We start from the raw sequence: 21,683 nt of genomic DNA, 5'->3' as shown, positions 1-21,683 counted from the left end.
CTATTCACCTGCCTCTTCTACTGTAGTGGGAAAGAATGCGCGCACTTGGGCGATGAAGTAGAGCGAACCGCAGACGACCAGCCAGTCATCCGCTTTCGCTGATTGCTTCTCCCGCATCCAAGAAAGGAGAAACGTTTGCCAGTCCGGGACGGCTTCGAGGTTTTCCTCTGCCCATCCGCCTTGCAAAAACGCCTCGCGCAGCGTGCTTGCATCTGCTGCACGCGGAAAGTCAAATTCCGTTACGTATAAGGATTGGATTCGCTCCTTGAGGGGAGCGAGTGCTTTCGCCATCTCGGATAGCGGTTTATCAGCCAAGCCGGAAAAGAGCAGGTGCAGACCCGCATCGTTCGGCAAAAGCCGCTCCAGACTTTTGGCCAGCGCTTCCATTCCCTCCTGATTGTGCGCCCCGTCCAAAATCACAAGCGGTCTTGGCGAGACGACTTCTAGACGACCAGGCCAGCGTGTTTGTTGCAAGCCACGCGATATTTCTTCTTCTTCCAGCAAGAACGAAAAATAGTTGCGCAAGACATCAATGGTCATCAGAGCAATCGCTGCATTCGTCGTCTGGTGAATGCCGTTCATCGTCAAACGATAGATAGATTCATCGCGCCGATGGATGCTGCCGTAGCGGAAACGCTGCTGTCCCAGCTCTTCTTCTACCTGTTCGGCAAAAAAATGCTCGTGCAGGCTGTACAGCGTGCTTCGCGTCTCGCGAGCCCGCTCCTTGAACACAGCGAGAATTTCCTCTCGTGTCTCGCCAGTGATAACAGGCACGCCCGGCTTGATGATGCCAGCTTTTTCACGGGCGATGTCCTGCAGCGTATCGCCCAAAACTTGTGTATGATCCATGCCGATATTCGTGATGACAGAAACGAGCGGCAGGACGACATTGGTCGAATCGAGCCGACCGCCAAGCCCTGTTTCCCATACGACGACAGCTGGTCTCGCCACTCTCGAAAAATAGAGAATGGCGATCAGCGTAATGACTTCAAATTCGGTAGGCGAGCCAAAGTCCGTCTCCTGCTCGCAGCGCTCGCTCAAGACTTTCACTTCATTCACCAGCGAGAGCAGATCAGCCTCGCTGATCATGCTCCCGTTGTAGCGAATGCGCTCGCGGAAATCTAGCAAATACGGCGAAGTGAACGTCCCGACACTGTAACCCGCCTCCATCAGCATTTGCGTCAGGAATGCGCATGTCGAGCCTTTTCCGTTGGTGCCTGCCACATGAATAAACGGGATTCTCCGTTCCGGATGACCCAGTTGCTCAAGTACCCACTGCATTCTCTCAAGCCCCGGCCGCTGGCCGAAGCGAAGCAGTCCATGCAGCCAGTCGAGCGCTTCTTTGTATTCAACAAATGATGCTTCTGCATGCATACTACAATGCTCCATTCTCAAAAATATGCGTTGGTACGGCGGATCATTCGCCTTTCAGTTCGGCAAGTCGCGCAATGACCTTATCGCGCTTCTCCATGTAGTCGGCCATCTTCGCCTTTTCCTCTTCCACTACTTTTTCCGGCGCTTTCGCCATGAAGCCAGCGTTGTTCAGCTTTTTCTCGATTCGCTCCACTTCACCGTTCAAGGTAGCCACCTCTTTGTCGAGACGCTTCAGCTCCTGCTCGATGTCAATCAGCCCAGCCAGCGGCAAGAACAGCTCTGCTCCTGTCACAACCGCAGACATTGCCTTCTCCGGCGTCGCCAGGTCCTGACTGATCGTCAATGTCTCCGGGTTGCAGAAACGCGCGATATACTCCTCGCCGCGAGCCAGACGCTCTGCCGAGATCGCATCGCTCGGCTTGATCATCAGCTCGATTTTCTTGGACATCGGCACGTTTACTTCCGCACGGATGTTGCGCACGCTGCGGATAATTTCCATCAGCAAGTTCATTTCGCCCTCTGCCTCAGCGAAAATCCACTGCTCATTGACCGCAGGCCAAGGAGCTACGGTAATGCTCTCGCCTTGGTGCGGCAACGCCTGCCAAATTTCCTCAGTGATGAATGGCATGAACGGGTGCAGCAGTTTGAGTGTTTGATCCAGCACGGTAACGAGTACCGATTGGGTCGTTTTCTTCGCTGCTTCGTCGTTTCCGTAGAGCGGCAGCTTCGCCATCTCGATGTACCAGTCGCACAGGTCATCCCAGATGAAGTTGTACAGCACGCGGCCCGCTTCGCCAAACTCAAATGCGTCGGACAGGCGCGTCACATCAGTAATCGTCGCTTGCAGACGGGAGAGAATCCACTTGTCTGGCGTCGACAGCTCGCCGCTGAGATCAATATCGTCGTAAGTGAATCCGGTCAAGTTCATCAGGGCAAAACGCGAGGCGTTCCAAATCTTGTTCGCGAAGTTGCGGTTTGCCTCCACCTTTTCCCAGTAAAAGCGCTGGTCGTTCCCTGGCGAGTTTCCTGTTGCCAGTGTGAAACGCAGAGCGTCCGCGCCGTATTTTTCGATCACTTCCATCGGATCGACACCGTTTCCGAGCGACTTGGACATTTTGCGGCCTTCGGAGTCGCGGATAATGCCGTGAATCAGCACAGATTCAAACGGACTTTTTCCGGTAAATTCAAGACCGGAGAACATCATGCGCGCTACCCAGAAGAAAATGATGTCATATCCGGTAACCAGTACATTGGTCGGGTAGAAATACTTCATGTCCTCGGATTCTTCCGGCCAGCCGAGCGTGGAGAACGGCCACAGACCTGACGAGAACCACGTATCGAGAACGTCGTTGTCTTGCTCCAGCTTGTGGCTGTGGCAGCTCGGACATTCGCTTACATCGTCACGAGATACGACGGTTTCTCCGCAATCTGCGCAATACCAGGCAGGAATGCGGTGACCCCACCAGAGCTGGCGGGAAATGCACCAGTCGCGGATGTTTTCGATCCAGCGCAAGTAGTTCGTTTTGAAGCGCTCCGGAACGAACTTGACGCTTTCTTCGCTGTTGGAGTTGGCAAGCGCCAGGTCAGCCAATGGCTGCATTTTTACAAACCACTGGGTAGACAGGTACGGTTCCACGACAGCATCGCTGCGCTCACTGTGACCTACCTGGTGAATGTGCTCCTCTACCTTGAACATTACGCCTTGCTCTGTCAAATCTTTAATGATTTGCTTGCGGCACGCAAAACGGTCCAGACCTTTGTAAATGCCTGCCTGTTCGTTCATCGTTCCGGTTTCGTCCATGACGACGATTTGCGGCAACTGATGGCGAAGTCCCAGTTCAAAGTCGTTCGGATCGTGCGCAGGCGTGATTTTTACCGCGCCGGAACCGAACTCGGGATCGACATACGTGTCTGCTACGATCGGGATTTCCCGGCCGACAATCGGCAAAATGACCATTTTTCCGATCAAATGCTTGTAGCGCTCGTCTTCCGGATGGACAGCGACTGCCGTATCACCGAGCATCGTTTCCGGACGAGTGGTCGCTACTTCGATGTAGCCAGTACCGTCAGCCAGCGGATAACGCATGTGGTGAAGCGCGCCTTTTACTTCTTTGTAAATAACTTCGATATCGGACAGAGCCGTACGGGCAGCCGGGTCCCAGTTGATGATGCGGTTGCCGCGGTAGATCAGCCCTTTTTCGTACAGGCGGACGAATACTTCGCGCACCGCTTTGGACAAGCCTTCATCCATCGTGAAACGCTCGCGGGAGTAATCCAGGGCAAGACCGAGCTTTTCCCACTGTTCGCGAATGTGCGAAGCGTAAATATGCTTCCATTCCCATACTTTTTCGATGAACTTGTCACGGCCGAGGTCGTGGCGGGAGATTCCTTCTTCGCGCAAAGTCGCTTCTACACGGGCTTGTGTGGCGATCCCTGCGTGGTCCATCCCTGGCAAAAACAGCGTGCTGTACCCTTGCATCCGTTTGGCGCGCGTGATGATATCTTGAAGCGTCGTATCAAGCGCGTGGCCCAAATGCAGCTTGCCTGTTACGTTCGGAGGCGGGATGACGATCGTGAACGGACGCTTCGCCGGGTCGCGTTCCGCCTTGAAAAACTGCTTTTCGATCCAGTACGGATACCATTTGCTCTCTGCTGCCTTCGGATCGTAGTTCTTCGGCAGCAATTGGTCGATGTCGGTTGTTGGCTGATTTGACATAGTTAGGTCCTCCTCTAGAAAAAATAAAAAAACCCTTCATCCAAAGGACGAAAGGATTTCATTTCGCGGTACCACCTTTGTTAACAGACGACAGGCAAAACTGCCCATCGCAAGTTCCCTCAAACAAGATAACGGCTGCGAACCGCTTTCGGCTAGACACATCGTGTTCACCAAAAACAACTCCCGGGCGACCTTCAGTCCATTGTCTCCTTAGAGAATCTTCCAGCAACTGATTCTCCTCTCTGTAAAAGGGCTCCTGACCTACTCTTCCCGATCATCATTGATACGATATGTAGTTGTGGGATCATTGCCTTTGCTTATTATATACAATCACGCTGTTTGGCGTCAAACCCGGTTTCGCCTACTTTTCCGACCGTAATGCCCAGCGCCTCGGTAAAGCCCAGTACACTTAAAATGTCCAAAATTTCTTCCCGGACATTGACAATCTCTACCTGTTTGCCAGAGGCAAGCAATTCTTTCGTTGTGAAATACAGACTGCCAATACCGGAAGAATCTACAAAGGATACACCATGAAAATCGACAGTCACGGAATGGTTTCGCCCTCCGTATTGCTGGAGCAGTTCACCCACTCGATCTCCCACCGCCATGTCCAGCTCTCCAGCGAAAAACAGCGTCGCCTGTCCGTTCGTCTCTGTTGCTCGGTAGTCCATGCTCAAACTCCTCTCAATAGGTATCGGTACACCTGATTCTTTTCTCTCTCTCATGTTACCCGGTTCACTCCACTTGCAAACATTTGGTATTTTCCCCAATGTTCATCAGCTTGGCAACGCACTCTCCAAAATAAGCTTGGTCCCTTGTGCTGTGCTGCTCAAATAAATGCGATCGCAGTATTGCAGCATGACATGAAAGCCCGCACCGAGGGAATTTCGCGTCGAAAATCCTTGCTGCAGCGTCGCTCGCGGCAAGTCCTCCAGCAAAATCCCCTGCCCCTGGTCGTGAATGACAACCCGGCAAAGCCCCAGATCGTTTGCTATGTACAAAGTAATCGTTCCACCGCTTCCATGCTTGAGTGTATTCGAAGCCGCTTCGTTAACCGCCACCAAAAATTGCAGCAATCGGTTGGCAACAAGCCCCAACGGCTCAAGAGCACGCTTGAACGCTCGCCTGAGCAAAGCCAGATCGCCTGGCTCCTTGATGTCCATCGCCAGCGATTTCCGGCCCTCCCGCAGCAAAAAAAACAGCTCTTCGTCGCTTAGCAGCAGCAGCTTTCCGGCGGTAACCACCCCTAAAATATCGCGGTAAATCTCCCATTCGCGCCGCTTTCTCATCCGTTCTTCCGCGATAGCTGCCGTGACATCGATCAGGGCAATCCCACAGGTACGGTCCGGGAGATCGGAAACATACATCTCGAATACTTTTTTCCCGTCGCCGCTGACGATCTGCTCCCGCAGCGATTCGCCTGCACCACGAACAGCCGCTTCGTTGATCAGACGCTGCATCTGTGTCTCGACATCCGGATCTGCCCGACTCGATCCAAGCGGGCGGATGTTTCCGTCATCAAAAAGGTAGAGGAAGATCGATTCGATTTGCCGCAGGATCGACAGCTTTTGCAGCTCCTGTTTAATCAGCCGTCCTCGCTCGTCGTCGCGATCTTTCCAATTAGTTAATACGTCTGTAGGGTCCAATTCGCCACGCAAATGCCAGGTGTGAAATTCTTCCAGAAGCAATCGCTCCAGAACTTCTTCTTTGCGCAAAACCTTCTCGATATCAACGACATAGTAAGGAACACCGTTGATTCCCTGTAGCCCGCTGCCGATAATGCGAAAATCGAAAGCGAGCTCGACCTCCATGCGTCCATGCAATTGTTTGGACGGACTAAGCAGGCCGATAGCTGTCCGGCTGACTGCTATCAATTGCGCTTGACTTGTTTCCATTGTCGCAAGCTCCGTCACTTTTACCTTGCGCGGCGGCAGCACTTTTTGAGCGGACCCGCCAGAACGGAGCTCCAGAAGACAGTTGCGACAAGAGGGATTGTCCGGACACTGTTCACACAGAATCACCGTTCATCCTCCTATTCACGGGCGCTTCAGCTCGGGTACTCCCAACAGTACAGGAGTTTCCTTTCCTCTATGTCCGGCAGAAGAGCCGGACTGAAACTGCAAAATCAAAACGGATATGTCATCGGTTTGCTGGCCTTGGCGCATCATCGCCCACAGGTACGATTCCACACGCTCAATCGTCTCTTCACTGCCCGGCTCGTGCTCGTCCAAAAGAACAGCAAGTTCTTCGAGCAAACCGTGAGAGCTTCGCAGCACATCTTTTCTTCCCGTATCCAATAATCCATCTGTGTATAGTAGTAGTATACCCTCTTCTTTCAAGGGTACTTCCTCAAGCTGATAGGTGCTATCCGCCAAAAGCCCTAGTCCTACGCCCCCGTTGCAGCGCAGAACCGCTTTTTTCGTCGCCGACAAATAGAGCGGCTGCGGATGGCCTGCCCTGGCAAGCAAAATTTTGTGCTGGACAGAGTCGTAGACGGCGACCAGCATGGTAATGTACGAGCGCGTTTTGGCCAAATCAGTATACAGCAGCTGATTCAACCGCTGCAAAATGTCGTCCGGCGACGCATTGTTTTGCAGCACCGCCCTTACGGCAATGCGAATGCCTGTCGCCCAAATGCTCGCAGGCAGACCGTGCCCGGATACGTCCGCTACAATAAAACAAGTGTAGCGTTCATCAATCGGGACAAAATCAATGTAATCTCCGCCTACGTAAGTGACCGGAACAAAAACGGTTCTGGCGCGCAATCCGTCCACCCGCCATTCCTCTTTCGGAATCAGCATGGACTGGATTCTGCGAGCCAAGCCCATCTCCAGCTCAAGCTCTTTCAGCTCTGACGACTGGTGCTCATGCAGGCAGCGCAAGATCAATCCCCGCACGGTCACGAGCAGCAGTTGGAAAAACGATTGCTCCAGCTCTTTTGTTTCCATATCGTACTCGTTGCATACAGTCTGAGCCAACAGCCTGACATAGCGGGGTGTCTTGGCGGTGTCCCACTGCTCCGAGACGACAATCCGCTCCTCGACGAAGTGCGCAGCGCCACGGTCGTCGCGTCTGCCCCGCTCCATGTGAAAATAAACATCCCCGTGCTCGGACTCCCAACTGATGCCAATGTAAGCAAGTGTTTTGATTTGATGAAACCAGACATCTACAAGCTCAGTCGTTATGCGGTGAATGCTATCGTAATGGACGTCGCTCACGCTGATTTTGTTGCTCGCAATCAGCAATTCCTCGTAATTTTGCTTGAGTTCCTCAACGAGAGACAGCTGATTGTTCATCCACTTCGTATGGGCGAGTTGCTGGGTAAGCCTCGATTCCAGAGAGCTGACCGACGATAGCGTCTCCGACATGAGATGCTGGTTGTCCCTATTGTTTAAGTATGTCCGAACGCTCGTATAGCCAACAGCTATAGCCAACCCTACTTTAGCATAAAACGGCATTTCCGGCAGCGCAAGCAAGGAAGCGGTGATGACCAGAAGAATCACCTGCACGATGCCTGTGTGCTGCCTTGTGCTCATTTGCCAGTCCATTAAAAGCTGGGCACCCTTGATTTGCGTTTTCGCGCGCAGCGGTCTGTGCGTCAAAAGCAAAAAGAGCAAGGAAACGATGCCCGCCAGATAAGTCCCTGAACAAAACGGCACCCCTAGCCCGTGACCGATCCAGGCGAAAGCAAGAACGAGCAAACTGCCAAGTCCCCAGGCAATCAGTCCGATCCCTTGCAAAAAAGAAATGTCAAACCATCTATGCGGTTGCCGCTGCAAGCCGCACGATAAGAAAATCAAATACACACCTATACCTATCCCTGACAAGTAGAGTGCTATTTTCCAGATCATTCGCTCACCTTTACACGTTCGTCCTAGCCTTCCTGCCCTATACGTTCCCGTTTCCTCCCATTCTCAAACCCATATGTTCAAATATACGTAAACAAGAAAGAAATCTCGTTTTTTCGCTGCGGAAATCTAGGCACTGACCCAGCCCACCTCGCATATGCTGAAATGAGGTGATAACGATGATGAATTTTCGCTGGAAGTACAACCCTACCTACCTGCGAATCAAATATGGATGCAAGCAAGTGTTGATTCCCTTGATGATTTTTCAGTTCATCCGCACCGTCCTGTTTCCCACCTCGTTTGACGTGATCCTTCTCGGCCTGCTCGCCCTTTTGTACGTGGCGATCGTGCTGGAGTGGCTGTAAATGCAAAAAGCAACGCCCCACCTTTGTGAGACGTTGCTCGTCAAAAAGCTTGCTGGACCCAACGATGCAACCGCATCAGACGGTCCATATCTTTTTCCAGGCGCTTCACCGCGTACAGCTCACTCCAATCTTTGCGATTGTGGTAATAGACGTCGATGTCCCTCATGATTCGTTCCGGGTACGACAGGAACGCTGCCAACAGCTCGATTTCTTCCGGTCGCAAGGGAAAAATGGCTGCGTAGCGATGGTACAGCTGGGAGGCGCCTGCTTCATCCCCCGCCAGTTGGAAATACGTCCGGTAAAACAGGGTGAGGTCGCGCACAGGCGTGTCAAAGCTGGCTCGATCAAAATTGAGCAGCTTTCCCTTCCCCGAGCGATCCGGCACGATATGCGCGGGGTGCGGATAGCCGTGAATCAGCGACAGGCGAAAATGCGCATGTGTCTCATGCCGTTCTTTCCAGTCGGTCAAAAGGTCGGTGGCTGTCTGGCTCATCTCTGTCACAAACGCTTTGTTTGCCAAAAAGACGAGGTCGAACGGAGAAGGATACTGCCGCCCTCCCGCCACTTCCGCCGCCTTTTCCATCTGGCCTTGCCAATACTGCCAGCGATTCAGCAGCGAGTCGATCAGCGGCTCTACCTGTCGCGGATCGTCGAAGCGATAGTTTTGCGTCAGATGATGAAGCTCGGCCAGCCGCTCGATGGCTGGAGTTGCCCACGCCAGCGGCTGCTCTGTCCACTCCTCGCTCCCCGGCTGCCAGGGCGTCACATAGTACACCGCATCCCCCAGCACAATAAACGGGTCATCGAATTTCGTATACGTAAAAGGAACCGCTCCATCCCAGCCTCGCTGCTGCAGCTGGCGCAGCATGTCGCTTACGAAAACGAGCCGCTTGGCAGACACGTTCGCCCGCTTGCAGACGTAAGAGCCGTAGGGAGTCGTCGCCTTGAATACGTTTGGTTCTTTTAGAAGATCGATGCTCTGCGCGTACATATCGTACTCTTGAAACAACGGATAAACATCGTCATATCGGCTCATCTACTCCCTCCCTCCTCGTCTGCTCAGCCCGGTACGCAATGTGCTGAAGCAACTGGTCTACCGACTCTTGAATGCGCAGCGCCTGCTCGATCGCTTTTACCGATGCTTCTTCCCTGTTCGCAATCCGTCTGGTGTAGGCTTCCATGCTTTTGTACACTTCGCGAGGACGAGCCATAAAAGCGAGCATGACGGTGTAATCTCCGTAGGTGAGCGGCTTGACCTCCTCGTATCCGTCGAGAAAAGCGTCAATTTGCCCCAGATCTTTATGCGTCAAGTAATGATCCCGCAGAAAACTCGCCACGTCTCTTTGCTGAACGGACAAGGCTGGCCGGAAAAAGCCCCTCAGGTACAGCTCGCCTTTCACCATGCCCCAATTGTCCCGCAGCAGCTCCCGATGCGACACACTGACGGTTTCCGGCGTAATACTCGGATGAGTGAGCATGGCCGAAGAGCGCTCCATTCGCTGAAGCATCGGCTGCATCAACTCTGCTACCCATCTTTTTTCTCCCGGCTCGCGTCCGTGCTTGTTCCGAAACGCTTCTGCGAACGCCTTGGCCTTCGTCCATTTGGCATCTGCACCGATTTGCTCTTGCTTCAAGTAATCGATCCCCGACAAGATGGGACTTTCCTGCTGAGACAAGTGCATCATGCCAATGACTCGGCCACACCTGTAAGCCCATTCCGTCCCAGGCTCGCACGCTTCGATGTGCCGGGCGTGGTCGGTCATGGTGACGCCACGCTTGCCTACAACCAGAAACGGCTTGGTCTCTCGCGTACGTATGAACCTTTCCACTACGCGAAACCCCTGACGAGCCAATCGCTCGCGCCAGGCAAACGACCAGCGCATCACATCCACACGCGGCCAGACGTGGAGTTCCTTGGGGCCCCGGTTAGTCTCCAGTAAATAGCAGTCATCGAGCGGCGTGATTCGAATCACGCGCGCCCGATAATGCTGGCAAACTTCGGAGAGATCGATCTTATCCACGGTCCCCCACTCCTTTATTGCGGGATGTACAAAATTTGTCCCGCGACAACCTGTTCGGAAGCGAGCCTGTTCACTTCCACGATTTTGGACACTGGCAACGAATAGCGCTGGGAAATATGCTCCAGCGTCTCGTCATGCTGAATGATGCACATCTTCAACTGACTTGTGCTCTCTTCCTTGCGCCGCACGAACGAGGTGAGATTATGCATCGCCTCCATCGTCCCGGGACTCGCCCCCACTGAAGAGCCGTGGCGGGAGGTGCTGGACGAGGACTCCGCTTCGCTGGCTTGCGCTTCCTGTTTGGCGCGACTGGCTTGCGAAAAGATGGTGGTGATGTTGACATTGGCCTTCTCTTCGCGGGAAGCCTTGCCGGAAATGGCTACTTTCAGCTCTGTCTCTTCCACCACTTCTGGCTGCGCAATTACTGGCTCTGCTTCCTCTTCCTCGAGGTCGGCATGCACTTCTTGTACGGCATTCGCATCGTAGGCAGACTCGTCAGGCTCACTCGCTACCGGAGCGTAATCAATCTCGTTCTGTTCGTGGATGGCAAGCACAGGTTCATCCGCGTCATGCTGTTTTCTCTCCTGCTCGCGGGCCTGAACATCCTGATAGGCAAGCGCATCGTACGCAGGGGAGTCGTACTGAGCCTCAGCCTGACCGTGCGTTTCGTAAGCGGCAGGATCGGCCATCCACGCTTTTTGCGGCTCACTTTGCGCCACCTCCTGCACCTCGCCATAATGTTCCTGCACTTCCCCGTATTGCGACGGGATATCCTCAGGATCGCTGTAGGCAATCGCGGGAGCGTCGAAAACGGACGGCGATTCAGTCGAGTCATAAGAAGCTGGCAATGCCTGCCGTTCCAGTTCTGCTTCGAGCGCACTCAGCTTTTCCTCGATTTCGTCCAGAGAGGCAGGTGAAGCGTACTCCTGATACGATTCGTCCGTCGCATGGGCGTATTCCCAGGCTCTCGCTTCCTCTGCAGCCGGTTCCTGATCGGCTGACGCTGGCTGGGCAGCCTGTTGTTCGCCCAAAAGAATCCCCATGATTTTCAAATCTGCATCAATCAGCATTTGATGCGGAGATTCCAGCTTGTAATCAAAGCTGTCTACAATCGCGTAAATGTCGCCAATTTCCGCAATCCGGTCCAACGGAATCGTAATGTTCAACGGGATGCGATGGCCGATTTGCTCCTCCCAGCCGTACTGCACCTCTTCCGACGCTTCCTGACGAAACGGCGGAAAAGTTACTGCCTCAACCAGAGTTTCCGTTCCGCCGCTGTTCGCTTCTGCGGCCTCCCTGATCGGCTCGTATTTTCCTACCAATTGCAAGCAACCCGTGATCGAGACATACGAATCGTTTTCCAGAACCTCGACATCAGGCACCAGTTCCAGCTCTTGCAATTCGCCGATTCCGGCTCTATCGGATGAGAGGAAAATGGTCTCCTTGATGGCAAACGAAAGCAGCCCATCCTGTAACGCCATTCGTGCTCCTCCTTTTCGAAAACTTGGGCTCCGCCAAGCTTTTTTTTGGGCGATGCCTTTGATGCGCCAAGGTCGATACGAGTTGTACAGGCATCCGATCGACCGAGTGCAGGACATTTCCCTATACTATATGGACAGGACGAGCCGTTTAGCACCGAAAAAAGGAAAAACCGGGGTTAGCTCCCCGGTTGCACAGATGCGATCCATTCCAATATGGCTTTTTTTCCTTGGGCAATACAATCCGGCACACCTACACCGTCGTAGGATGCCCCTGCCACCATGACCCCCGGCAGGCTGGCTTTCAGCTTTTGTTTCACGTCCCGCACCCACGCCTGATGTCCGACTACATATGGAATCGCGTTTTGCAGACGGGTGACACTGTAAAACTCCGGCTCTTGACGGATGGTCATGATCTTGCGCAAATCGCGCAGCACAACTTCCAGAATCTCTTCGTCGGTCATCTGCATAAAGGCTTGCTCTGTCGCTCGCCCGACGAAGCTTCTCAAGAGCGCCTTGTTGTTCGGCACCATGTGCGGCCATTTCCGATGCGCCCACGTACACGCCGTAATCGTCGCACCGGAGTGGCGCGGCACGATGAAGCCTGTCCCTTCCATCCCCAGCTCGATCCCGCTCTCCGGAAAAGCCATGGCAATCGTCGCTACCATGTGCGGCTTGGCGTTCTCCAGTGCCGCAACATTGGCAAAAGGCCGCAGCAAAGGCTCCGAGACAGCGTGGGGTACGGTGAACAAAACGGCGTCCGTCTCAAGCAGCTGACCGTTTGTCAAAGCGAGCGCATACTTGCCGTCTGGCCGTTTTTCCAGCTTGGTGACCCCTGTGCCTTTCAGCAACACTTCACTAGGCAAGCTTTTTTCAATGCCTTCCACCAACGATTGCAATCCGTTCGCAAGCGTCAGGAAAATGCCTTTTGGCTTGCCAGGTGCTTTCGACTGCGGGCGCGAATGCTTCATCGCGAGAATCAGGCTGCGGTGCTGCTTTTCCATTTGCGCGAACTGCGGAAAGCTCGCCAGCAAGCTGAGGTGGTCGAGATCCCCGGAGTAGACGCCTGACAGAAGCGGAGAAATGAGGTTGTCGATCACTTCATCCCCCAGCCTGCGCCGGAAAAATTCGCCTACGGAAATATCCGCATCGCCTTTGGAGGCAGGCAAAATCAAGTCGGCTGCTGCGCGGATTTTGCCTGGCCACGAGATCAGGTCTGTCGTCACAAACGGCATCAGCTTGGTCGGCACCCCCATCACGGCGCCTTCCGGAATCGGCTGCAAGCGATTTTTGTGCCAAATGTAAGCCTGTCCGGTGCTGTTGCGCACCAGTTCATGCGCAAGCCCCAAATCGGCTGCCAGCTCGCCTGCGCTCGTTTTCCGCTCCAAAAACGAATCCGGTCCCAGCTCGATGACAAAGCCTTCGTGCCGCCACGTCTTGATCTTTCCGCCCAGGTGATCCTGCTGTTCGAGCAGCTGATAGGAAATCGGCAGCCCTTTTGCTTCGATCTCTTTTTGCAAGTAAAAAGCAGCGGTCAATCCGGTGATGCCGCCGCCAACAATCGTTACATGATAAGATTTCTCGCTCATGTGATCAATCCCCTAGTTCGCCAGCTTTTTCCCGATCGCATCAGCCAGACAGGAAATAAACGCAGGTCTGGCGTTAGGCATCGGAGGGCGATGGTAGTGAACACCCAGCTCTTCCGTTACTGCCTTGCATTCCATATCATTGTCAAACAACACTTCGAGGTGCTCGGCTACGAACCCGACCGGACAATAGACGAACGACTGGTAGCCGTGCTCTTTGTACAAGTCTCTCGTCAAATCTTGAACGTCTGGCCCAAGCCACGGCTCTGGCGTGTTGCCCGCACTCTGCCAGCCGATAGCATAGCGGGAAATTCCGGCCTGCTCGGCAATCAGCTTGGCTGTATCCTCCAGTTGCTGCGGATAAGGATCGCCAGACTTCAAGATTTTTTCAGGGAGACTGTGGGCAGAGAAGATGACGACGGCTTGTCCGCGTTCTTCTTCCGGCATCGAGGCAAACGTACCCGCAATCGCTTTCGCCCAGTATTCAATGAAGCCCGGTTCCAAATACCAGCTCTCGATGCTCTCGATTTTCGGGCCTTGGATCGATTCGGAATGCTCCTGCGCTCTGCCGTTGTACTCTTTTACGCTGTAGCTGGAGTAATGCGGAGCGAGAACCAGACTTACCGCCTCTTCAATACCGTCTCGCTTCATCTGCTCGACAGCATCCTCGATGAACGGGGCAATATGCTTCAACCCCAAGTATCCGACAAACTCCCGATCGGGATAACGCTTGTTCAGTTCCGCAGTCAGCGCTCGCACCTGCTCGTCCGTAATATCCGCAAAACGGTTCAGCCCATCTACCGCCTCATAGCGGGCTCTCAAGTCGTCAAGCAGTTCTTGCGGCGGTTTGCGGCCGCGGCGAATGTGCGTGTAGTATGGTTCGATTTGCTCAGGGCTGCGCGGCGTTCCATACGCCATCAGCAAAAGCCCTGTTTTTGGCTTCGACATTTCCAACCCCTCCTGGTCACACGTCCCGTTTGTAGCTATGAATGAACGCGGTCAATTTTTGCAGCGTTTCTACCTTGGCGTCAGGGAATACACCGTGCCCCAGATTGAAAATGAAACCTGGCTGTTTTGTACCTTCGTCGAGAATCTCTTTCGCTTTTGCTTCGAGCTTCTCCCAAGGAGCAAGCAGCAGCGTCGGGTCGAGGTTGCCCTGGAGCGTTTTGGTCACACCCATATTGCGCGCTGTCGTGATGGAAGTGCGCCAGTCCAGACCGACGACATCCACAGGCAAGCGGTTCCAATCCAGCAAAAGATGACCCGCACCGATTCCGAAGTAGATGGTCGGCACTCCTGTTTCTTTCAGCGCTTGAAAAATCCGGGTCATGACAGGCGTTATGTACTCGCGATAATCTTCGTCGTTCAACGCGCCTACCCATGAGTCAAACACTTGAACCGCTTGCGCCCCGGCCTTGATTTGCGCCTTCAGGTACGTGATCGTCAAGTCGCCGAGCTTCTCCATCAGCGCCTGCCAAGCTGCTGGTTCCGTGTACATGAAAGCTTTGGTCTTGTGGTAATGCTTGGAAGGGCCGCCCTCGATCATGTAGCTGGCAAGGGTGAACGGCGCTCCCGCAAAACCGATCAGCGGAACAGACAACTGCTCGCGCAACAGCTTGATCGATTCCAAAATATACGGCACGTGCGTTTCCGGCTCCAGGTCGAGCAGGCGCTGCACATCCGCCAATGACTCAATCGGATTGGCAATCACCGGGCCAATTCCCGACTCGATGTTCACGTCGACACCAATCGGTTTTAGCGGGGTCATGATGTCCGCGAACAAAATGGCGGCATCTACGCCCAACTGGTCTACAGGCAGGCGTGTCACTTCTGCGCACACTTCCGGTATGTAATTCATCTCAAAAAAGGTATACTTCGCGCGAATTGCGCGGTATTCGGGCTGGTATCGTCCCGCCTGGCGCATGTACCAGACAGGGACATGCTCTGTCGCCTCCCCGCGGCATGCTTTCAAAAACGTATCGTTAAATGGTTTTGAAGTCATGAATAATCCTCTCTTTGCACAATAATCTGTCCCATCAATATGATACCACTGGGCATTCGACAAGTAATGACTCTTTTGTGTCAAAATCTTTTCGTTTCGCGCTTTCCAATCCTATCCACCATTGTTGCCAAACTTCTTCTATTGAATGCGGATATCTCCCGTAGAAGTCTTGACATACACCTTCGGCCCCGCTGTTCCGAGCGTTCCTTTCATGTAATACCTGTCTTTTTCCTCGTAGGACATCCCTTGCCAGCCAGCCTCGATCGTTCCCGTATCTGTGGAAAGTTCCAGTTGCGCCTTTTCCGGCTGCTTTTCCACTTCCATCCGCACATCGCCCGTATCGGTCCGGATTGTCGTATTTTGCGTCAACTCAGGCAAAATCAGCTTGTCGATGTCTCCTGTGGCCGTGTCGATCGTTACAGCGGCGCGGATTCCGGCAAGCTGCATATCCCCCGTGTCGGTCTGTATGTCCAGCCGCTCACCCGCGAAGCCGTTCAACTCCAAATCACCCGTGTGAGACGCGATGTCGGCTTTTCTCGCAGTCAACGCCCCGCTGGTGATATTGCCTGTGTCGGTTTTCAAGCGAATGCTCTCATACTGCTTTTCCGGCAACGTCACTTCCAGCTTCAAGTCGTCGTTGCCTATATAGAAAAGGCTCACGCGCAGCTTTTCCTGAACGTACACCACAAGCGTCCCGTCCGGCCTTACTTCGCTCGTAAATTGCAGGCGATCTTTTTGCATCTCGGCAACTTCTCCGACGAGCCGCACAGTCGCTTTCTCTACTTTTGCCGGCGTAATGACCAAATCTGCGGTTCCTGTGCTCACATCCACTGCCTTGAAATCTTGCTCAATCGTTTGCTGCTGCTCGACTTTTTTTAGCGAGAAGGCGAAATATTCTTGCTTGGAAAACAGCCAAACAAGCCCGCACACCCCGATGATAAACAGCAGAAAGCTGATGCCGAACAGCTTTTTTCCCCAATTTTTCATCTTATTTCCCCCTGATCATCTGCACGTTAAATTGCAGATACTTTAGGAACATGCTGTAAATCCACTTGGTGAAGCGCAGCAAGCCTACCGTGAGCATTCCTCCCAGTCCGACCGATACAAGGCTGCCAAACAAGAGCAAGAGCCGTTCCTGCGACGGTTCGGGATACCCGTATTCCATCAAAATGCCAAACGGTGCCACCAGAAGCGAGAAGGAGACGGCATAGCAGGCGATCAGCACGCCGATCAAGCCAAAAAACGGCCCGAGGACAAACAGCAGATTGAAAAAGCCCAGACTGATCGTGGCGAGAATGGCTCTGGACATATTGCTTACCGATGCGTTGGACTGCGCCTGATCAATCCGGTAGCCGGCCAAAAGCTCTCTGGCAATCGTTTTTGGGCTGCCCAGGCTTTCCGCAATTTCATGCTCACTTTTTCCTTGCTTGATCCCGATCAAAAAATGTTCGGTATAATCAGCCAGGATGTCCAGACGCTCTTTGTCAGGCAAATCGCCAAGCAACGCGCCCAGCTCATCCATAAACTCACGTCTTGTCATACCCCAGTCCCTCCTCTATCATTTCGTTGACCCCGCGGTTGAATATGCGCCACTCCAGCACGAGATCATTCATGTAGCGTCTTCCCTGCTCGGTCAGCCGATAATATTTTCGTGGCGGCCCTTCTTGCGATTCTGTCAGATAGGTTTCAAAAAAGCCTTCCAGGGTCAATCGGCGCAGCAAAGGGTAGACGGTCCCTTCCGCAATATGAAACTTCTCGGAGATGCTCGCGACCAGTTCATATCCGTATCTGTCGCGTTTGGCGGTCAACACGAGAACACACAGCTCCAGGACACCTTTTTTAAACTGTACGTTCATTGTCCATCACCCATGTCAAAGCTTACCAAATTGCTACTGTATATTGCAAGGTACTTTATGATAGAAAAGACAGGGAAGTGAACATCTTCCCTGTCTGATCCGTCACAACCTTTATTTTACTTCGACAATACGTCCTTCTACTTTCGGATTGACCACTTTGCGCTTCATCAATCCTTCTTCCACGATGCTGTACATGGACAAGCCTGTGTTGAAGAACGGCTTTTTAAAGGACTCGTAGCCATCGCCGCCAGCTGCCAGGAAGTCGATGGTCGCTACTTTGTAAGTTTTGGTCAGGTCAAGCGGCTTGTCGCCTACCTTCACTTCCAGGACGCGCTCGCCAACCGGTTTTGTCGGGTTGTAAGTAAAGCTCATGCCGCTGATTTGCGGGAAGCGTCCTGCTCCTGTGCCCACTTGGCTCACGCCGTTTTCCAGCGCCTGCTTCAGCTCTTCTCCCGTCACTTCCACAACAGACAGTGTGTTGTTTTCAAACGGGAGCAGCGTGTACAGGTTTTTCTTTGTAATGTCTCCAGCCGGAAGCTGTGTACGGATACCGCCGCCGTTTGCCAGCGCTACATCCGCTTCATGTCCTTTGATCGACTTCGTGCGCTCCAGCATGATATCGGTAATCAGGTTACCTACGTTGGTTTCCTTCGCGCGTACGAGCGTGCGGTCGCCGTCCAGTGGAACCTCGGATTTTGCAATGACCACATTCATGACGGAATCAATTTTCTTCACAATTTCCTGAACCATTTTGTCAACTTCCGGATCGGCAACGACAGTTTCATCGTATTCTTTCAAGCCGCCGCTGAATGCAACCAGCTCTTTGCCCAGGTAGTACAGGTCAGCGCGTCCCAAAGACTTGCCGTATTCCCAGTCCTGAACGATGTATGTGCCGTTGACCAGCTCAGGCTCTTTCAGTGGCGTATGGGAGTGGCCGCCGACGATCAGGTCGATGCCAGGAACGTTTTTCGCGATTTCGCGGTCCACATCTACCCCGATATGGGAGACGACGATGACGTGATCGACTTCTTTTTTCAGTTGCGGCACAACTGCTTTTGCCACTTCAACCGGGTTCTTGAAGGTCAGACCCTTCACGTTGTCAGGGTGAGTCAAAACAGGAGTATCTTCAGCCACAAAGCCGACAAACGCGAATTTTTTGCCGCCGATTTCAGCCTTGAAGGTTGGCAGCAACAGCTCTTTGCCATCCGCTTTGAACACGTTCGCGGAAATGACCGGATGTTCCAGCATGTCGCGCAGTTTCAGCAATTGCTCGTAGCCGAAGTCAAACTCGTGGTTGCCCGCTGCCATCACATTGTAGTCGAGGCTGTTCAGGATTGGAACGACGGATTCGCCCTTGAACTGGTTGACGAATACGGTTCCTTGGAACGTATCACCTGCATCCAGCAAAAGGAAGTTGTTGTTTTCCGCACGCCATTCTTTCAGCAAGGTAGCGATTTTAGCGAAGCCAAATTCTTTTTGGCTTTTGTCTTCCTGAATGTGTCCGTGCGTATCGTTTGTGTGAGCGATGGTTACGTGTGTCGTCGCAGCGTCACCCAACGCCTGGAAAAACTCTCCGCGCGTCACGTTCGCCTTGTTTCCGAAAGTGACTTTGTAGCCCAGCTTTTCAGCCATTTGCGTCAGTTTTGCAGAAGTGACCACTTGAGTCGGATTTTTGAAGTCGTCCTGGGATACTGCCCCTTGGCCTTTTGCCCAGTCCAGGTAAGGAGTTGCCCAGTGCGCGCCTTTTGCTGCCGCACCGATTTGAGCGCCTTTGAGTTTGGAGAATACAACGGTTGCCTCAGCGAGCGTTACGGTACGATCCAGAGCCAGGTCGCCGTTTTGCCCTGCTGTTACGATCGCTTTTTTCACCATCCAGTCCACGTGTTTGACAGGATGCAGTGGAGCTGCGAGTGCGGAGGACGACAGCAACGATGCGAAGACAACCGATGCAAACGCCATCATGGTAATGCGACGTGCTTTTTTCATAGGAAATTCCCCTCTCATCTATGTATGCAAAAAGATAGGATAACGCTTCCATTATAGCAAAATTTGCTAGGCTGATGGTGCAGATTTGCTGTTTTTTCCGACAAAATCGGCTATGGCTTCTGACAGTTGCTCCGGCGCTTCCAGCATCCCCATGTGTCCGGCATCAGGCAACAACCTATGAACCACATGACTTCGTTCCACAGTGAACGTTTTTTCTACCGGAATGATCTGGTCTTTTGCCCCTGCAACCAAAAGCACAGGCAGCGCTGTCTCTTGCAAAACGCGATTGCGGTCCGGGCGATCTCGCATCGCATAAAGCGTTTGAATCGCGCCAACCGGACTGGTGGCGAACCCGATGTCTTTTGCGGTTTGGACCTCTTGCGTGAGTGAAGCGACGTGATCAGGTGCAAACAGCTTGGGCACAAGCGCTTTGATAAACGGCTCCATCCCGTTTTCGCGAATGCTGTCGGCTCCTTTGTTGCGATTCGCCTTGGCCGCTTCGTCATCCGGGAACGGCGTGGAGTGAATCAGCCCGAAGCTTGCCAGCTTGTCCGCGTGCTTTTCAGCAAAAGCGAGTGTCACATAGCCGCCGAGCGAATGGCCGAACAGATGGAATTTCGCAAGCCCTGCTGCTTCCGCCCAAAGCGCGATGTCCTCGGCAAACCGTTCCATGGAATAAGGCTCGTCCGGAGCAGCGCTGTGGCCGTGTCCCCGCAAATCAACAGCCAATACACGGTGAGTGCGGGACAACAACGGGATCAGCTTGTCCCAGTAGCGCGAGCTGCCGCAGAAGCCGTGCAAGAGAACGACCGCTTCCCCTATGCCCTCCTCTACATAGGCGAGCTTGACTCCGTTTGTCAGTTGAATTTCTTTTCGCATGTGCATCGCTCCTTGGTGATTGGTTCAGCCTGCCCGCGTGCCAGTTGCCAGCGCTGACTGCAACGCTTGAAAAAACAGCCTCCTCCAGGCCATCTGTTCAACTTCATTTACTAGATGGGTCAAGCACTCCAACGCTACCCGAAATGCTTGGAAATCCGCTTCAATGCCTTTTTCAAATGCTTGCGACGGCACAGCAGCACTTTTTCGATAAACCGTTTTTCTGCCCGGGTCAACAAGCCCTTCGGTACTCGGCGAATCGCTTTTTTGAGCTTTCCTTTGGGCAAGGACTGGATTTTCTTGACCATTTTTTCCAGTTGCTTGCGGTTGTCGCGGGTAAAGCGCTTCAGCCCTTTGGGAATGCGCTGTTTTTTCTTTTCGCCGGAATGCAGGCAAAACTTGTAGGCTTTTTTGCAGGAAAACTTTTTCCTGGCGCGGCGCAGATTCCATTTAGTAGGATTACCAAACAAGGAAATCCCATGATCGATTCCGTACCATTTGTACTTCTTCCACGACTTTTTCTTGTGCAGAATCAGGTTGCGGTTGGAGCGATCCGGGTTGAGAATCCAGGCGTCAAAAGCGACGAGCCGCGCCAGCTTTTTGGCCCCTTTGATGTGCTTGTGCGGTTTTTTCAGCCATTGCTTTTTGACTTTTTTCCAGTGGATCACCTTGCTGCCTTTGCCCTTGATGGAAATAATTCCACGCTTGATCCGGCCGTTTGGCCCGCGCACATGGGCTTGCATCACTTTTGCGACAGGCACCCCGAGGCTTTTCGCCAAATGCGCGGCGATGTACTCGTTTGCTACGAGAATGCGGTAATTTTTGCGATGATGCCGATATACCGTCGATTTGAAGTATCCCTTGCGTCCTTTGCGGCTTTTGACCTTCCAGATCAGTCGGCCGTACCGTTTACGCAGGCGCTTCCGATAACGCCATCTCAATCTCACCACCTGTACACCTCTTCCCTGTTTTTTAACAGTATACGAATTTGGGTGCAGAATGGTGAAATCAAAAGGAACATCACCTCGCCAAAAAGCAAAAAGAGGTGTTGTTCCCTTGTCGCTTAGCGGAGCGGAATGAAAATTTCGTACGTATTCTCCGCTCTTTGCCGGGGATGCACGGAAGGAATGAAGCGCTGGTCGTACCGTTCCATGCGCAAAGCTTGCGGATCGACCTGGTGGCCGTGTGCGTCAAGCCAGCCAAACAACTGACGGTACGTGTCCTGCACCGTCTCCATCGGTCCTGCATGGGTGAAGCGGGCGTACGTTCTGGCTGGCAGCGTGAACCCGACCATGCCAGGAGGAATTTTTTCAAAGCCTTCTACCTCTACCACGATATACTCGGTATACATTTGGTACGTCTGGTTCTCGTCACTGATGTCATAGCGCACGTTGGGCTGCACCATAAGCGGAATCTCCTTTTGTCGCTGCAAAAACGTTTCCCACAGCTTGGGCATGTGCTCGATCAACATGGAAAACGAGCCGGAAAAGCTGAGTCCTACCACGTGTTTTTCTGGCACCTGTACAATTGTTCCTTCCATGACTCCACCTCGCTCTTTTTTGCTCCCCTCGTATT

At 53.1% G+C, this 21,683-nt stretch carries 19 protein-coding genes and 1 other annotated feature; of the genes, 1 reads left to right on the top strand and 18 read right to left on the bottom strand.

Annotated elements, in window-relative coordinates; genetic code table 11:
* The 5 genes from M2298_RS03295 to M2298_RS03275 form a co-directional block, all read right to left on the bottom strand.
* Positions 1-1,374, bottom strand: a complete 1,374-nt coding sequence (locus M2298_RS03295) for a bifunctional folylpolyglutamate synthase/dihydrofolate synthase (RefSeq protein ID WP_122964241.1) — start codon at positions 1,372-1,374, stop codon at positions 1-3.
* Positions 1,375-1,417: 43 nt separating this feature from the next.
* The gene (locus M2298_RS03290) at positions 1,418-4,090 is read right to left on the bottom strand and encodes a valine--tRNA ligase (RefSeq protein ID WP_122964242.1); all 2,673 of its coding nucleotides are present in this window, start codon (positions 4,088-4,090) and stop codon (positions 1,418-1,420) included.
* A 40-nt stretch (positions 4,091-4,130) separates the two neighbouring features.
* Positions 4,131-4,377: a binding site (T-box leader), on the bottom strand.
* Positions 4,378-4,410: 33 nt separating this feature from the next.
* Positions 4,411-4,761: an STAS domain-containing protein gene (locus M2298_RS03285; protein ID WP_063230159.1), complete on the bottom strand. Its 351-nt coding sequence runs from the start codon at positions 4,759-4,761 to the stop codon at positions 4,411-4,413.
* A 105-nt stretch (positions 4,762-4,866) separates the two neighbouring features.
* Positions 4,867-6,111, bottom strand: a complete 1,245-nt coding sequence (locus M2298_RS03280; protein ID WP_122964243.1) for an ATP-binding protein — start codon at positions 6,109-6,111, stop codon at positions 4,867-4,869.
* 15 nt (positions 6,112-6,126) lie between these two features.
* The gene (locus tag M2298_RS03275) at positions 6,127-7,941 is read right to left on the bottom strand and encodes a PP2C family protein-serine/threonine phosphatase (protein ID WP_280648219.1); all 1,815 of its coding nucleotides are present in this window, start codon (positions 7,939-7,941) and stop codon (positions 6,127-6,129) included.
* A gap of 176 nt (positions 7,942-8,117) precedes the next feature.
* On the opposite strand from M2298_RS03275, the gene M2298_RS03270 reads away from it, so the two are divergent.
* Positions 8,118-8,303 carry a hypothetical protein gene (locus M2298_RS03270; protein ID WP_063230156.1) on the top strand — a complete coding sequence of 62 codons (186 nt, stop codon included), beginning with the start codon at positions 8,118-8,120 and terminating at the stop codon, positions 8,301-8,303.
* 40 nt (positions 8,304-8,343) lie between these two features.
* On the opposite strand, the gene M2298_RS03265 is transcribed toward M2298_RS03270, so the two are convergent.
* From M2298_RS03265 to M2298_RS03205, 13 genes are all read right to left on the bottom strand, one after another.
* Positions 8,344-9,339, bottom strand: coding sequence for a protein kinase family protein (locus M2298_RS03265; RefSeq protein WP_122964244.1), 996 nt, complete (start codon positions 9,337-9,339; stop codon positions 8,344-8,346).
* Positions 9,326-10,324, bottom strand: a complete 999-nt coding sequence (locus M2298_RS03260) for a phosphotransferase (RefSeq protein ID WP_122964245.1) — start codon at positions 10,322-10,324, stop codon at positions 9,326-9,328. The genes M2298_RS03265 and M2298_RS03260 overlap by 14 nt, the downstream gene beginning before the upstream one ends.
* 14 nt (positions 10,325-10,338) lie before the next feature.
* On the bottom strand, positions 10,339-11,805 hold the full coding sequence (locus tag M2298_RS03255) for a LysM peptidoglycan-binding domain-containing protein (protein ID WP_280648218.1): 1,467 nt from the start codon (positions 11,803-11,805) through the stop codon (positions 10,339-10,341).
* Positions 11,806-11,981: 176 nt separating this feature from the next.
* Positions 11,982-13,391: a protoporphyrinogen oxidase gene (gene hemY, locus M2298_RS03250; RefSeq protein ID WP_280648217.1), complete on the bottom strand. Its 1,410-nt coding sequence runs from the start codon at positions 13,389-13,391 to the stop codon at positions 11,982-11,984.
* 12 nt (positions 13,392-13,403) lie between these two features.
* Positions 13,404-14,336, bottom strand: coding sequence for a ferrochelatase (hemH, locus tag M2298_RS03245; RefSeq protein WP_122964248.1), 933 nt, complete (start codon positions 14,334-14,336; stop codon positions 13,404-13,406).
* 16 nt (positions 14,337-14,352) lie between these two features.
* On the bottom strand, positions 14,353-15,390 hold the full coding sequence (gene hemE / locus M2298_RS03240; protein ID WP_122964249.1) for a uroporphyrinogen decarboxylase: 1,038 nt from the start codon (positions 15,388-15,390) through the stop codon (positions 14,353-14,355).
* 138 nt (positions 15,391-15,528) lie between these two features.
* On the bottom strand, positions 15,529-16,377 hold the full coding sequence (locus tag M2298_RS03235) for a DUF4097 family beta strand repeat-containing protein (protein WP_122964250.1): 849 nt from the start codon (positions 16,375-16,377) through the stop codon (positions 15,529-15,531).
* 1 nt (position 16,378) lies between these two features.
* Positions 16,379-16,930, bottom strand: coding sequence for an HAAS signaling domain-containing protein (locus M2298_RS03230; RefSeq protein ID WP_122964251.1), 552 nt, complete (start codon positions 16,928-16,930; stop codon positions 16,379-16,381).
* Positions 16,917-17,246 (bottom strand): PadR family transcriptional regulator, encoded by a 330-nt coding sequence (locus M2298_RS03225; RefSeq protein ID WP_122964252.1) that lies wholly within the window; start codon positions 17,244-17,246, stop codon positions 16,917-16,919. Before M2298_RS03225 ends, M2298_RS03230 begins: the two co-directional genes overlap by 14 nt.
* A gap of 111 nt (positions 17,247-17,357) precedes the next feature.
* Positions 17,358-19,232: a bifunctional metallophosphatase/5'-nucleotidase gene (locus tag M2298_RS03220; RefSeq protein ID WP_122964253.1), complete on the bottom strand. Its 1,875-nt coding sequence runs from the start codon at positions 19,230-19,232 to the stop codon at positions 17,358-17,360.
* Between the two features lie 66 nt (positions 19,233-19,298).
* The gene (locus M2298_RS03215; protein WP_274875143.1) at positions 19,299-20,111 is read right to left on the bottom strand and encodes an alpha/beta fold hydrolase; all 813 of its coding nucleotides are present in this window, start codon (positions 20,109-20,111) and stop codon (positions 19,299-19,301) included.
* Between the two features lie 134 nt (positions 20,112-20,245).
* Entirely contained in the window at positions 20,246-21,055 is an 810-nt protein-coding gene (locus M2298_RS03210; protein WP_280648216.1) for a HipA family kinase, read from the bottom strand.
* Between the two features lie 116 nt (positions 21,056-21,171).
* Positions 21,172-21,648 (bottom strand): GyrI-like domain-containing protein, encoded by a 477-nt coding sequence (locus M2298_RS03205; RefSeq protein ID WP_173597482.1) that lies wholly within the window; start codon positions 21,646-21,648, stop codon positions 21,172-21,174.
* Positions 21,649-21,683 lie beyond the last annotated feature (35 nt).

Source organism: Brevibacillus sp. 1238 (assembly GCF_029892995.1).
Lineage (GTDB): Bacteria > Bacillota > Bacilli > Brevibacillales > Brevibacillaceae > Brevibacillus > Brevibacillus parabrevis.
The sequence above is the reverse complement of the archived record's forward strand: the minus strand, read 5'-3'. Positions and strand labels throughout refer to the sequence as shown.

Excerpts from the sequence above, each read along its gene's own strand:
- M2298_RS03270 (WP_063230156.1), top strand. The coding sequence starts at position 8,118 with ATGATGAATTTTCGCTGGAAGTACAACCCTACCTACCTGCGAATCAAA.
- M2298_RS03290 (WP_122964242.1), bottom strand. The coding sequence starts at position 4,090 with ATGTCAAATCAGCCAACAACCGACATCGACCAATTGCTGCCGAAGAAC.
- M2298_RS03225 (WP_122964252.1), bottom strand. The coding sequence starts at position 17,246 with ATGAACGTACAGTTTAAAAAAGGTGTCCTGGAGCTGTGTGTTCTCGTG.
- hemE (WP_122964249.1), bottom strand. The coding sequence starts at position 15,390 with ATGACTTCAAAACCATTTAACGATACGTTTTTGAAAGCATGCCGCGGG.
- M2298_RS03235 (WP_122964250.1), bottom strand. The coding sequence starts at position 16,377 with ATGAAAAATTGGGGAAAAAAGCTGTTCGGCATCAGCTTTCTGCTGTTT.
- M2298_RS03255 (WP_280648218.1), bottom strand. The coding sequence starts at position 11,805 with ATGGCGTTACAGGATGGGCTGCTTTCGTTTGCCATCAAGGAGACCATT.
- M2298_RS03220 (WP_122964253.1), bottom strand. The coding sequence starts at position 19,232 with ATGAAAAAAGCACGTCGCATTACCATGATGGCGTTTGCATCGGTTGTC.
- hemY (WP_280648217.1), bottom strand. The coding sequence starts at position 13,391 with ATGAGCGAGAAATCTTATCATGTAACGATTGTTGGCGGCGGCATCACC.
- M2298_RS03205 (WP_173597482.1), bottom strand. The coding sequence starts at position 21,648 with ATGGAAGGAACAATTGTACAGGTGCCAGAAAAACACGTGGTAGGACTC.
- M2298_RS03230 (WP_122964251.1), bottom strand. The coding sequence starts at position 16,930 with ATGACAAGACGTGAGTTTATGGATGAGCTGGGCGCGTTGCTTGGCGAT.
- M2298_RS03275 (WP_280648219.1), bottom strand. The coding sequence starts at position 7,941 with ATGATCTGGAAAATAGCACTCTACTTGTCAGGGATAGGTATAGGTGTG.
- M2298_RS03285 (WP_063230159.1), bottom strand. The coding sequence starts at position 4,761 with ATGGACTACCGAGCAACAGAGACGAACGGACAGGCGACGCTGTTTTTC.
- hemH (WP_122964248.1), bottom strand. The coding sequence starts at position 14,336 with ATGTCGAAGCCAAAAACAGGGCTTTTGCTGATGGCGTATGGAACGCCG.
- M2298_RS03215 (WP_274875143.1), bottom strand. The coding sequence starts at position 20,111 with ATGCGAAAAGAAATTCAACTGACAAACGGAGTCAAGCTCGCCTATGTA.
- M2298_RS03265 (WP_122964244.1), bottom strand. The coding sequence starts at position 9,339 with ATGAGCCGATATGACGATGTTTATCCGTTGTTTCAAGAGTACGATATG.
- M2298_RS03295 (WP_122964241.1), bottom strand. The coding sequence starts at position 1,374 with ATGCATGCAGAAGCATCATTTGTTGAATACAAAGAAGCGCTCGACTGG.